The sequence below is a fragment of the Nocardia sp. NPDC056952 genome, from assembly GCF_042674185.1.
Classification (GTDB): domain Bacteria; phylum Actinomycetota; class Actinomycetes; order Mycobacteriales; family Mycobacteriaceae; genus Nocardia.
Map to the genome: position 1 here is coordinate 1032442 of NZ_JBHURA010000001.1, position 12689 is coordinate 1045130.

General features: G+C 70.2%; 8 protein-coding genes. 2 read left to right on the plus strand and 6 right to left on the minus strand.

Annotated elements, in window-relative coordinates; all coding sequences use genetic code 11:
* Positions 1-92: 92 nt before the first annotated feature.
* Entirely contained in the window at positions 93-1232 is a 1140-nt protein-coding gene (locus ACFTS5_RS04605) for an epoxide hydrolase family protein (RefSeq protein ID WP_378627372.1), read from the minus strand.
* An 85-nt stretch (positions 1233-1317) separates the two neighbouring features.
* Here ACFTS5_RS04605 and ACFTS5_RS04610 point away from each other — a divergent pair, with 85 nt between their 5' ends.
* On the plus strand, positions 1318-2280 hold the full coding sequence (locus ACFTS5_RS04610) for a helix-turn-helix transcriptional regulator (protein ID WP_378627373.1): 963 nt from the start codon (positions 1318-1320) through the stop codon (positions 2278-2280).
* Positions 2281-2422: 142 nt separating this feature from the next.
* On the opposite strand, the gene ACFTS5_RS04615 is transcribed toward ACFTS5_RS04610, so the two are convergent.
* The gene (locus tag ACFTS5_RS04615) at positions 2423-2842 is read right to left on the minus strand and encodes a RidA family protein (protein ID WP_378627376.1); all 420 of its coding nucleotides are present in this window, start codon (positions 2840-2842) and stop codon (positions 2423-2425) included.
* Positions 2843-2905: 63 nt separating this feature from the next.
* Here ACFTS5_RS04615 and ACFTS5_RS04620 point away from each other — a divergent pair, with 63 nt between their 5' ends.
* Entirely contained in the window at positions 2906-3910 is a 1005-nt protein-coding gene (locus ACFTS5_RS04620; RefSeq protein WP_378627378.1) for a helix-turn-helix transcriptional regulator, read from the plus strand.
* 23 nt (positions 3911-3933) lie between these two features.
* On the opposite strand, the gene ACFTS5_RS04625 is transcribed toward ACFTS5_RS04620, so the two are convergent.
* From ACFTS5_RS04625 to ACFTS5_RS04640, 4 genes are all read right to left on the minus strand, one after another.
* A complete protein-coding gene (locus ACFTS5_RS04625; RefSeq protein ID WP_378627380.1) occupies positions 3934-8340 on the minus strand; it encodes an SbcC/MukB-like Walker B domain-containing protein in 4407 nt (1468 codons plus the stop codon).
* A gap of 2 nt (positions 8341-8342) precedes the next feature.
* Positions 8343-9713 carry a TIGR02678 family protein gene (locus tag ACFTS5_RS04630; protein ID WP_378627382.1) on the minus strand — a complete coding sequence of 457 codons (1371 nt, stop codon included), beginning with the start codon at positions 9711-9713 and terminating at the stop codon, positions 8343-8345.
* Positions 9714-9801: 88 nt separating this feature from the next.
* Positions 9802-11304 carry a TIGR02677 family protein gene (locus ACFTS5_RS04635; protein ID WP_378628335.1) on the minus strand — a complete coding sequence of 501 codons (1503 nt, stop codon included), beginning with the start codon at positions 11302-11304 and terminating at the stop codon, positions 9802-9804.
* A gap of 132 nt (positions 11305-11436) precedes the next feature.
* Positions 11437-12576 (minus strand): XRE family transcriptional regulator, encoded by a 1140-nt coding sequence (locus ACFTS5_RS04640; protein ID WP_378627384.1) that lies wholly within the window; start codon positions 12574-12576, stop codon positions 11437-11439.
* Positions 12577-12689 lie beyond the last annotated feature (113 nt).

Sequence of the window (12689 nt, forward strand, 5' to 3'; positions counted from 1 at the left end):
GGGGCGCGGGCCCCCGGGGGGGGCCCGTCCTCTTCACATCTTCCCCCCCCCCCCGGGGGGGGGCGGGGCCGGGGCCCCCCCCCACGACGGGCTCAGCGCAGCCCGGCGAAGAAGGTCCGGATGTCGGCGACGTGCGCCGTGGGTTCTTCCATCGCGACGAAATGGTTGCCCGGATTTCCCGACGGCCAATGGGTGATCTTGTTGCCGTGATCGGCGAGTTTGCGCATGAGCGGTGAACCGCCACCGTAGACGCCGGTCGGCACCAGGTTCTGGTCGGTGGGCCAGCCGAACCCGCCGCCGGTGCGCAGCCCGTCGTACATCGGCCACGACGAGGTGCCGGTGGTCTGGGTGAACCAGTACAGGGCGATATTGGTCAGCAGGTGGTCGCGCTCGATCACGTCTTCGGCGCGGTCGGCCATATAGGCGAACTCCTGGAACTTCTGCATCATCCACGCCAGCAGTGCGACCGGCGAATCGTTCCAGCCGAGGGCGAAGGTTTGCGGGGCCGCCCGCAACAGGGCGTGGTGGTCGACGCCGCCGGTCATCCACTGCTGCATCTCCGCCCACTGCGCGCGATCCTCGGCCGACATCGCGGGCACGTCGGCCTCGGTCGGCATGCCGATTCCGCCGTCGAGATGCACGCCGATCACATGTTCCGGGGCGGCCAGCGCCATTTCCGGCGCGATGTAGGCGCCGAGGTCACCGCCCTGCGTGCCGTAGCGGTCATAGCCGAGGCGGTCCATCAGAGTGGCCCACATCGCGGCGACCCGCGCGGTGGTCATGCCGGATTCGCGCGGTGCCGCCGAGAAGGCGAAGCCGGGGACGGACGGAATCACCACGTCGAAGGCGAGTGCGGGATCGAGGCCGTGAGCGCGCGGATCGGTGAGCGGGCCGATGGTGCGGGTGAACTCGACGAACGAGTTGGGCCAGCCGTGGGTCAGCAGCAGCGGCACCGCGTCGGGCTCGGGGGAGCGCACGTGCACGAAATGGACGTCGAGGCCGTCGATCTCGGTGATGAACTGGGGAAACGCGTTCAGCGCGGCTTCTTGTGCCCGCCAATCGAATTCGTTCGCCCAGTAGGTGGCGAGCTCGCGCAGGTACTCGGTGGGGATGCCGCGTTCCCAGCCCTCGCCCGGCAGCGGAGCCGCCCAGCGCGCCCTGCTCAGCCGGTCGTGCAGATCGTCGATGTCGGCCTGGGGGATGTCGATGCGGAACGGGCGGATGGTGGTCATCGGGACTCCTCGTCGTCGGTGTGATGTCGACGCTATCGACCATCTAGGACAGTTCTGGTCCTAGATGTGCGGAAGAATGGAAAACATGACCGACACCGCCGCCCGCCTGCTCCGACTGCTCTCCCTGTTGCAGATGCCACGGGAGTGGCCGGGCAGTGAACTGGCCGACCGGCTCGGCGTCACCGATCGGACTGTGCGACGCGACATCGACCGCCTGCGTGATCTGGGCTATCCGGTAGTCGCCGCGATGGGTGCGGCAGGCGGCTACCGGCTCACCGCGGGATCGGCGCTCCCGCCGCTGATCCTCGACGCGGACGAGGCCGTCGCCGTCGCGGTAGGGCTGAGAGTCGCCGCGGGACAGGCGGTCGCGGGCATCGAGGACGCATCGGTGCGAGCCCTGACCAAACTCGAACAAGTCCTGCCCGCGACACTGCGCAGACGAGTGCGCGTGGTCGGCGCGGCGGTCACGGTCCGAGCGGGCGAGGGCCCCACTGTCGACCCGGAGGTCCTCACCACCCTCGCCGCCGCCGTCACCAACCGAGAACGCCTCCGCTTCACCTACCGCGACGCCACCGGCACCGAATCCCGCCGCCACGCCGAACCCGCGGGCGTCGCCGCCGCAGGCCGCCGCTGGTACCTCGTCGCCTACGACCTCGACCGCGACGCCTGGCGCAGCTTCCGCGCCGACCGCATCGAAACCCCCCACCCCACCGGCGCCCGCATCACTGCACGCGACCTCCCCGCCGCCGACCCAGCCGACTACGTCGCAGGCCGCCGAACCGACTGGGCCACACCCGAATACCACGTCGACGTCACCATCGACGCAGCACCCGGCCGGATCGCGGGCCGCCTCGGCGAGCAACCGAACACCCTGCGCTCTGACGGCGACACCACCTGCCGCCTCACCGGCACCCGAGACGACGACCCCACCTGGCTCGCCGCACAACTGACGTCGCTGGGAGTGCCGTTCCGCGTCCACGCTTCACCAGAGCTGACGGCGGCATTGCGTTCCCTCACGCGTCGCCTGCACGCCGCCGTGGGTGATTGAGCGACCGGCCGTGCTCGTTCGAGCATCTCGGATCGTCACCGGCGCGGTGGCGGCTGTCGCCGATCTACCAGGTCAGGAAAGCGACCCCAGATCCGGACCCACCTGCATCCGGTCCGATTGCCTGATGCAGGTGGGCGGACACTCAGGGGCGGGCGGCGACGGCTTCGACCTCGAACAGGACGTCGGGGGTGGCCAGGCTCGCGACGCCGATGAGGGTTTGGGTGGGTGGGGTCGCGCCCCAGTTCGCCTGTACGGCACCGGCGATGGGGCCGAGTTTGCTGACGTCGTGATCGACGACGTAGGTGCGGAGCTGGACGACGTGGCGGAGGTCGAGGCCGTGGGCGGCCAGGGCGGTAGCGATGTTGCGGAAGGTTCGGTCGACCTGTTCGGTGAAGTCGGGGGAGACGACCGCGCCGTCGGGTCGGGATCCGTACTGTCCTGAGACGAGAACCAATTCGGTGCCCGCGGGGATGACCGCGGTGTGGCTGTAGCCGAAGGGGGTCGGGTCGTGCAGGCCGTCAGGGTTGACGATGGTGTGGCGCGCGTGGTCGATGTTTGTCATGGCGATGAACCTGCCAGGAATACACGACATCCTGTGTCGTGTATTCCTGGCATAGTTTTTCGTATGCGAGCTGACCGGCTGGTCTCCCTGGTGCTGCTGTTGCGGCGGCACGGGCAGTTGTCGGCCGAGACGCTCGCGCGCGAGTTGGAGGTGTCCACCCGGACCGTGCTGCGCGACATCGAGGCGCTGTCCACGGCGGGCGTTCCGGTCTATGCCCAACGTGGCAGGCATGGCGGGTTCGCGTTGCTGCCCGGGTTCCGGACCGAGCTGACCGGGCTGAACCACGAGGAGGCGCTCGCCCTGCTGATCGCCGGATCACGGCGTGGCGCACAGGCATTCGGGCTCGGCTCGGCGCTCGCGTCGGCCATGCTCAAGGTGGTCGACGCGCTGCCGGAAAGCTATCGGGAGACCGCGAGCGACGCGGCCGAGCGGTTGCTCATCGATCCCGAGACCGATCTGCTGTCGCGTCGGCTCGACGCCGAGGAATTGTCCGACACGATCGTGACCGAGGTCCGGCGCGCGGTGCTGGCCGGACACAAGCTGCGCATCCACTACGCGGCCGTCGACCAGAGCCCCGAATGGCGCACGGTGGACCCGATCGGCCTGGTGACCGTCCGAGGCCAGGGCTACTTGCTCGCCACGAGATCCGGCGCCGACCGCACCTACCGGCTGTCGCGGGTGACGGCCGCCGAGGAGCTCCCCGAACCTGCCCAGCGACCGGATCGGGTCGACCTGGACCAGGCCTGGCGGGACCGCAGCGCCCGGTTTCGCGCCGGCGGCGACCTGGTCACCGTGCGGGTTCTGCTCGACCCGGCACGACGGGAGGAGTTGCTCGGCACCGCGCTGGCTGTCCACAGCGAGGAAGCGGACGACGACGGCCGACTGCGGCTCGAGGTCACCTTCCAGGACCGCAGACACGCCGAATGGGCAATGTGGCAGCTCGCCACGAGCGCGCGAGTGCTGGACCCGCAGTGGCTGCGCACAGCCCTGCGCGAGCGCGCCGCCGCCATCGTCGCCCGCTATGACTCCTCGTTCGAGGTGATGGGCCGCGAGCCGGACAGCCGGTGAGCAGGGCGCCGGCGGTCGGCAGCTCAGCCGACCGATGCCGGTTCGCCGGGCATGCCCTCCAATGTCAATCCGCCCTCGATGGTGTTGGGCACGCGGCGGCGGTTGGGGGAGCCCAGCGCCGTGGTGAGGTCGCCGCCGTCGTGTTCGGCGAGAAGCTCACCGCTGTCCCACACGAGAAGGGTCGCGCTGACGGTGTTCTCGGCGGTGGAGTGGGCCAGGTCGTAGTGCGCGCAGCCGGGAACGTGGGCGTAGGTGATCCACAGGTCGTAGCCGGTCATGAACAGGTCCAGGTCGAATTGCACACTGAGGCCGAGCAATTCGCTGCGACCGTTGTCGTCGACGCCGGCGAAGGCTTCGTCGAGTGCCAGTAGGCGAGGGGCCTGCGGGTCGGCGGAGTCGAGCATCACGTGGGCGGCGGCGAACAGGGGCAGGTGCAGCGAGACGGACTGTTCGCCGCCGGAGAGGGCGCTGTGGCGGGCGACGGTGAGTTTGTCCTCGGTGCCGTCGCCGGAGATCAGCGTGAAGGAGAAGACTCGCCAAGTCCGGTAATCGAGAGTCGCGGCGAGGATCTCGGGGTACGAACGCTCCGGGTGCGCGGTGCGGGCGGCGCGGATCTCGGCGGCGAAGTGGGCGCGCACCGAGCCGAGGTCTTCCGGGCTCAGGGCGGTGGTGTCGCGGTCGAGGAGTTTGCACATGGAGCGCGCGGACTCCGACAACCCGTCGGCGAGGATCCAGTGCACACCGATGGTGTTGCCCGACGACATCCGCCGCTGCTTCATCTCCGCACCCATGCGGGAGATGAGTTCGCGAGCGTCGGTGGTGCGTTCGTGGATCTGCTGGGCCAGACCGGTGAGCAGCGCGTCCTCGAGGATGCGTCGCTCGGCGTCGGTGAGCAGCAGTTCCTGGTCGCGGCGGGCGGCGTCGATGCGGGCGGCGAAGTCGGCGAGGGCGGCCTGGCCGTTCTCGTCGTGGACGGCGACGACGGTGAGTCCGTCGGCGGCGTCCCAGTTCAGCCGGTAGTCGCGGCCGGAGGCGGTGAGCGCGGCGTCGAATTCCTGGAGTGCGGTGGTGACCGCGGACCGGGTGGACTTGCGGCCCGCCTCGGTGGCGCGGACCTGGCTGGTGGCGGTGTCGAGGTCGGCGAACAGGGCCGCCACCTCGTCGGGCAGCACCACCGGATCGGTTTCCGGCCCCGCGGCGACGATGCGGTACTGCAGTTGCTCCGGCGTGGACCACGCGGCATCGCTACTGGGCCAGCGGTGTTCGACCGAGGCGCCGAGCAGGCTCAACAGGTCCGGTCGGGCGTACGGGGCCAGTGAACGCACCTCGGCGAGCACTTCGGTGAGTGCGGTGGCGAGCGCTTCGTTGGCGGTGCGATAGGCAGCCTCGGCATCGCCGACCGCTTCGATGGCGGCATTGGCGGCCTTGCGCGCGGCCCGCTGCTCGGCCTTGGCCGCCTCGATGGCACCGCGAGCCAGGTCGAGATCGCGGTCGATGTCGGCGGCACTGGCGCCCAGCGCTTCGCGCAGCGTTTCGAGTTTGCGCTGCTGCTCGGTGTAGCCCAGTCGGGCGGCCTCGGCCTCTTCGGCGAACGCCTCGGCCAGTGCGCGTGCTTCGTCGTGCCGGTCGGTGCCCTCGCGTTCGCGTTCGCGTTCGCGTTCGTGTTCGGCGCGCAGGCGGAGCAGTCCCGTACCGGTGTTCTCGAAATGGCGGATCGCGGCGGCCAGCGCGTCGAGTTCGCGTGCCTCGCGAGGGGTTCGGTGCGCCTGGGCGGCGGCGCGCACCTTCTTGTCCAGGGCCGCGACTTCGGCGACGGCCTGGTCGAGTTCGCGCTCGGACTGGGTAGCGGCCTCCACCCTCGACCGCATCAGGCCGGCGGCCTCGGACACGGCACGCAGGGCAGAGGTCACCGCCGACGGGCGGGGCAGTGCCTTGGCGCCGGCCGACAGCGCGGCCAATTCGGCAGTGGCGGAACTGTCTTCGTCTCTCGCCGCCTGGTGCTCGGCAGCGGCGGCCTCGATCGCCGCCTCGATTTCGGCGAGCCTCGTCTCACGCCTGCGCGCTCGCGCGGTGGTCCCGATGAACTCGGCTTCGGGCTTGTGGTGGTGGCCGACGAGAACGCCCTGCCGGAAAGTTCCGGCGAGCCCGACCACGACCTGCGGCGCGGCGGCGGTGGTCAGCACGGTGAGGGTGGCGCCGGTGACCTCCCGGGTGGCATCGCCGGACACGGATCGTTCTGCGTCCGGCGTGTCATCGGTCGTCGTACCCGGCTGTGCGGACGTGTCGTGGAGGGCGATGGAGGCCAGCACCGCGGTAACGGTCTCGGTAGGCACGGTGAGATCGGGCGAATCGTCTTCGACGACAAGGACATCGGCGAGAGTACGGCCGGACGGGCGCTGATCGACCGGCAGGGGGAGCAGGAAGTGATCGGAGTCGATGCCGGCGGGCAGACCCGGGCCGCAGATCCAGCTGTCGAGGAGACCACTGGACTGCAGTGCCGCCTCGATACCGGCCGCGTCCCGTGGGGACACCGAGTCGGCGAACCGCACCAGCTGCCAGAGCGGCCCACCCGGAAATCCTTCGCGGACACCGGTTCTGGCGGGATGGGCCGGGGGAGCGTCGTCACGCTGGGCGGCGATCTGTGTGCGTTCGGCGACCAGGGCATCGCGGCGCACGGCGGCGGCGGTGGCACGGGAGCGCGCCTGCTCGCGGCGGGTGCGGATCTGCTCCCGCAGCGGCTCGCACCACTCGGCCAAGACCTCGGAGGCGGCGGGAATGTCCTCTACGCCCGCACCGGCCATGGCAGCGTCGAGCGCGGCGAACAAGCCGACGGCGGTATCGGACGCCACCTTTCGGCGACGTTCACCCTTACCGTCCTGTCCGTCGGGATGCGCATCCGAGCGGCCGTCGTGCGCCCCCGGTTCGGCCACGGCCCCGAAGATCTCGCTGTGCGCGTTCCACCAGGTGCGCAGGGCAGCGGCGGATTCGCTGCGGGCCAAGGCGACCGCGGCTTCGGCGTGGGCGACTTCGGCGGCGGCCGAGTCGCGCAATTCGACGGCGCGTTCGGCCAGGCGCTCGGAGCGGGTGCGGTCGGCGGCGGCGGTTTCCCACTTGCCCACTGCTTGTCGCACCGCACGCACGTCGGCGTCACGTTCCTCCGCGTGCCCACGCACCGCCGCGGTGAACTGGTCGCCGCGGCCCTCGGCGCTCGGCGGGGTCCATTCGATGCCCGCCTCTTCGGCGGCGGCGCGGACCGCGTCTTCGCCGCGGACGAGGGCGGCGGCCGCTGTGCGGACCGCTTCGGTGGCGCGAGAGGCTTCCTCGGCGCGGCGTTGCAGCGTGTGCGCTGCTTCGGCGGCCTTGTCGCGGTGGGCCGCGGCGGAGGTCTCGAGGCGGCGGACGGCGTCGGCCAGGTCGTCGAGTTGCTGTTTGCCCTCGTACGCGCTGGAGCGCTGGAGATTCTCGCGGTCGGCGATGGCCTGCTCGTAGGCCTGGTCGGCGTTCTCGGCCCTGGTCTCGGCTTCGGTGCGGTCGGTGTCGCGGCGGGTGCGCAGGGCGGTCGCGGCGAAGAGCGCGGTGGAGGCGTTGGTCACGGCATCGAGGCGGGTGCGGAGCTGGTCGACGTCCGTTTTCGCCTGTACCGCAAGGTATTTGCGGTACACGTCGACGAATCGGCGAGTGGCGGTGTCGGCTTGGACGAGCCCGTCGAGGGTGCGGCCGACCTCCTCCATATCGCTGAACGAGCGTGCGGCGTCGAGGATCAACTGCTCGTCGAGGGGCCGAAGACCGTCGGTGAGTGCCTGGGAGAGGCCGCGTGGGTCGAGATTCTTGGCGAGCTGGGGCCTGCGCAGGGTGAGGATCAGATTGATCAGCTGGTCGTAGCGCTGCACGCCGAGCCCGAACATGCGCGCGTCGATCGCCGCCCGGTACTCCACGGGCCGGTCCACGATCGCGTCGCTGCCGATCTGCTCGGCCAGCTGCTTGCGGGTGAGCGGGCGGTCGTCGGGACCGATGAGCGAGAAGTCGACTCCGGCGCGGCCGTCGGCGACGAAGTACCAGCGGGTCACCTTGTCCGAGGAGCGGGTGGCGCGCATGCCGATGCCGACGGTGACAGTCTCCGGGTCGTCCCAGCTGCCGCGCGCGAACTCCATCCACACATACGAGTAGGCCGATTCCTGCTTGCGATAGAGCAGATTCGACTTCATGGTGCGTTCTTCACCGGCGAACGGGTTCAGCCTGCGCGGTTCGATCCGCCCGTCCAGCACGAACGGGAACAACACTTCCAGGGCCTTGGTCTTGCCGGAGCCGTTGGGCCCGCGCAGCACCAGGCGCCCGTCGGCGAAACTGAATTCCTGGTCGCGGTAGTCCCACAGGTTGACGATGCCGGCACGGGTCGGGACGAACCGCACTCCGCCGTGGATGAGTGACATGCTCAGACCCCTCCCTCTCCGGTGCTGCCGTCGGTATCGGCGGCGGTGACGAACAATTCCTCGGCCTTGCGCACGCGCACGGTGACCACCGCGCCGCGATATCTGGCCAGCGCGGGCAATACCAGCAGCCCGTCCTCGACCGGCCGGATCAGCCGCAGCTTGGTGAGCAGCGCGAGGACCTCGGTGGTGAGCCCGCCGACATCGGCCTGCCACTGGGCGGCGAAGGTCGCGCCGTAGCGGTCGGTGAGCGCGGTGACGGTCGTGCGCACCCAGGCGTCGTCGAGGAACGGATAGGTGACGGGTTCGAGGTCGTCGATGTCGTCGGTGAAATCCGGGGCCTGCGTGCTGGTTTCGAGGTCCTCGGCGAGCGGGGCGAACACGCCCGCAGTGGGGATGGACGCATCGAGGTGCTCGAGCAGGGTGTCATCGGGGGTGAGCGCGCCGGGGCGCCGGGGGATCGGGTTGTCGATGTCGAGGACCGTGTCGGCGATCTCGCCGATCAGCAACAGCGCCACCTGCGCCAGGGTTCCGGTGCCGGGGAAGCGGGTGTCGGACAGTCGCCCCGAGCTGTCGATCAGCGCCACACCTTCGGCCCGGCGTTCGGCCCGCAAGCCGGTGCAGGATTCGACCTCGCCGACCAGCCGGTCCTGGCCGAGCAGCGCACTCTCGGCTGCCGACAGTTCGTCGAGATACACGACGGGGCGCTCGACCAGCGCCCGGCGAACCCGGCGAGCCTGATCTGCCTGGTCGGTGTCCTCGGCCAGCAACCCGCGCACGCTGTGCAGATGCTGCAGTGCCCGTGAGGGCCGGAACAGCGCGAACACCACCGGCCGGTCGATGTCGTAGAGTGCCTCGCCCGCCTCGGGATCACTGGCCCAACCGCCCGCGTCGCCGTCGGCCAACGTCAGCGCACCCCGCGCGCCCAGCCAGCCGACGGCATCGACGAAGGCGTCGCGATCGGCGGCTCGCTCGGTCGACAGGTCGAGGCCCGCGATCCGGCTCGCGTAATCGGCGACGTGCTCGGCCAATTCGGACAGGGTGATCTGGTCGCCTGCCCGGCCGAGCGCGGCCAGCGCCAGCGACAGATAGGCGTAGCGGCGGCGGTCGAAGACCCGATCGTTGACGCTGCGGGCGGGCCGGGCGTCGTCGAGCCGATCGTGCACCGGGTAGAGCCGGGCCGTGGTCTCGGTGACCTCCAAGCGGTAACCGAACAGTTCGGCCAGATCCTCGCGCAGTTCCGTGGCCCACCGCCGAATCAACGGCAGCGCGATCCGGTCGGGATACACCCGGGTGACCAGGTGATTGGCGAGCATCACTCGCGCCGCCCGCTGATAACTGTCGAGCGCGAGCGCATCGATCCGTTGTCGCTTCACAGTCTTGCCCCTCGTGCCGACGTCGGTCGCGCCGTCCGGAGTCGCACCGAGCGATGGTCGCCGAGATCGGGCGAGTCGATGCGCAGTGTCATCGCGCGACCCCGCGGCGGCTCGACTCGCGTACTTCGAGGCGACGATTGTTCAGATGGAGCAGCCCCGCCGCGGTCCGGATGACCGTCGACCCGTCGCAGGGGCGCACTGTCAATGTGACGCCGTTGTCGGAACCTGTTGTGCCGTCGACCTTTCCGCTCACCGGAACCCAGGCGGTCGAGGCGGCGTCGATCAGGCGCAACAGCACCTCGGTCTCACGCTGATCCAGCACTCGGTCGTGCACATTGCCCTGGGACAGCGAGGCGGCGGCCGCGGCGCGTTCACGCTGTGCCGCCAGTTGGGCCTCCCGCAGCCGCCGCACGCCCGCGTCGTTGCGCGCGATCCGGGCCGGGGCGCCCGCCGTGGGTGCGCGACCGGTTTCGGCGAGCGTGCGGGAGATCTCCAAAGGCGGCGCTTCCCACCAGGATCGGCTGGTGGGGATCAGTTCCGCATCGGGATGCTCGAGCGACAGGTGGCGCGGCTTGCCGAGCCCGAACACCGCGTCGTAGAGCGCGTGCGCACTGCCCGCGCTGGGGGTGGCGACGAACCATTCGGCCAGGTGACGCAACGCCGATTCCCGGCTGACGCCACCTCGGCGGGTCTCGGTGACCCGGCGCAGCAGCGACAGCACCGCCGCGATCGCGCTCATCGTCGCCTCGCGGAGCCGATCGGCCTCGCAGGTGTCCGACGACTCGGTGCCCGCGGCGACGAACCAGGTGCGCAGCCCGTCCCAGCGGGAACGCCAATCCGCTTCGCGCTCGTCGATACTCAACAGCACCCGCTCGTCGCACCCGGCCGCGCGGCCGATCAACTGCTCGACGCCGGTCTCCTCGACTTCGCCGATCGCGGCAGCCAGCCGCGGGGCGAACCGGGCCAGATCCATGCTGAACTCCCGCATATGTGCCAGCAGCGCGTCCTTGTGCGCGAGGAAGGATTCCGGCGTGATCTCGGTGGTGCGCACCAGGTCGCCCAGTGACAGGTAGAAGTGCGCGGCGCGCGCGGCCATGTCGGTGAGCGCGGCGTCGAGCCTGCGCAAGGTGGTGTAGACCCGCTCGGCGTCGCCGTCGCGGTTGGCGGCGGAGAGGGTGCGCAGGTCGGCGAGCAGCTCGGGCAGCACCAGCCGCGACAGCGACGCGTCCTCCATCCGGGCCGCGAGCACCCCGGCCACCGCCCGGTAGGCCTGGAACCCGGCCTGCGCGAACTGGTAGACGTAGTGCCGGTTGCGGTACTCGGCCAGGGTGGCCGCACGGGTGCCGTCGTAGCTGCGTTCGAGCACACCCCAGCGGTGCAGCTGCTCGAGCAGGGGACCGATCTCGACCGCGGGCAGTGGGACGCCCGCGGCCGCCTCGGCTCGACCGCCCGCCTCGGCTCTCGCTATCCACTCGGCGACGTCGTCGGCGTGCAACAACACCACGTAGGCGGCACGAGCGCTGTCGAAGGCGCGCAGCACCCGCAGGTAGTCGGCGCGCTTCTCGGCGGTCGCGAACGAGAACAACCGCAGACGCTCGTCCCACAGGGCGGGTACGGCGCTGGGCAGGCCGTCGGCGGAGTCGGTCACCGTAGACAGGTTAGTGGTGGCCTTCCCGTGCTCCGCCGGACCCGTCCCCGATCGGCGTGGCATCGCCGCGCGAGCTCACCCGACATTGAGCGATCGCAGCTGCTCGAGGAACGTTTGGGTGCGGTGATCTCCTGGGTACCGTTCGATGATCTCCCTGGCCGCCTCGCCCGCGATCCACGCCAGCGACGGCAGCGACTTGCGCCCCGCGGAGAACGCCGCGACACCCTCCTCGACCGCGCGCTCGAGATCGCGATCGCGCACGGCCACGACGGCCAGGGTGAGCCGCGCCTCCGAGACCCGCATGGGATTGCGGACCGAACCGTCCGGTCGGGTCGAATCGCTGATCACCTGCTGGGCGTAGCGCTCGGCCAGTCGATCCTGGCCCGCCACCCGGCAGCAGTCCATCGCGTAGAAGTCGAACTTCGTGGCGTCGACGACGAAGTGGTTGTCCAGATCGGCCGGATGACCCATCCGCGACAGGATCGCCCTGCCCTCGTCGAGGGCGGTCTGCACATTGCGGCGATCACCGAGCCGGGCCCAGCCCTTGGCGCGCTGCGCCGCCAACTGCACCCCCACGCTCGACGACGTGGTACCCGCCATCGCCTTCTCCGAGACATCGATCGCGCCACGGAAGTTGCCCTGGGTCAACGCGAACCACGCCGACATCTCCGCGGCCCACCCGACGATCTCGGCATTGCCCGCCTCGCGGCCCAGCGAATCGGCGGCTCGGCGGGTGGCCTCGGCGCCACCCCGGCGGCCCAGATCGTAGTCGACGCAACCGACCAGCAACGCGACCCAGCCTGCCAGGACGAGGATTTCGCGATGCTGGCTCAGCGTCAGTCTGCCGTCGAGCAGGGAGGTGATCCGGCGCAGCCACGCGGTCCCCTCGGTGTGCAGTGCGTAGGGGTCGGCGTAGGCGTATTCGCAGCACAGCCTTTCGGCGGTGATCCGCACCGCGTCCAGGGTGGCGCTGTTGACGTCGGACATTCTGAGTCGTCCGATGAACTCCAGAGTGTCCATACCGGTTGCCGATAACAGCTCGTCATCCCGGTTGGGACGGGACTTCGGGAAGAACGCGGCGGGGACGGTGTCGAACGCGGCCGCGATGATCGGCGCGTAGAACTCGTCAGGTCGCGATTCCCCGGATTCCCAGCGGCGCCAGTTGCGCAGCAGGGTACTGTCCGTCGGCAGGTTGTGGGAGGACTTGGCACGCATAGCGCGAACGGCATCGGCTTGCGACCACCCCCTCGCGTCACGTTCCGAGCGCATCCGAACAGCCCAGACGGGTCGATCATCAGTTGCGGTCACGGCGGTAGTATTCCACCAGT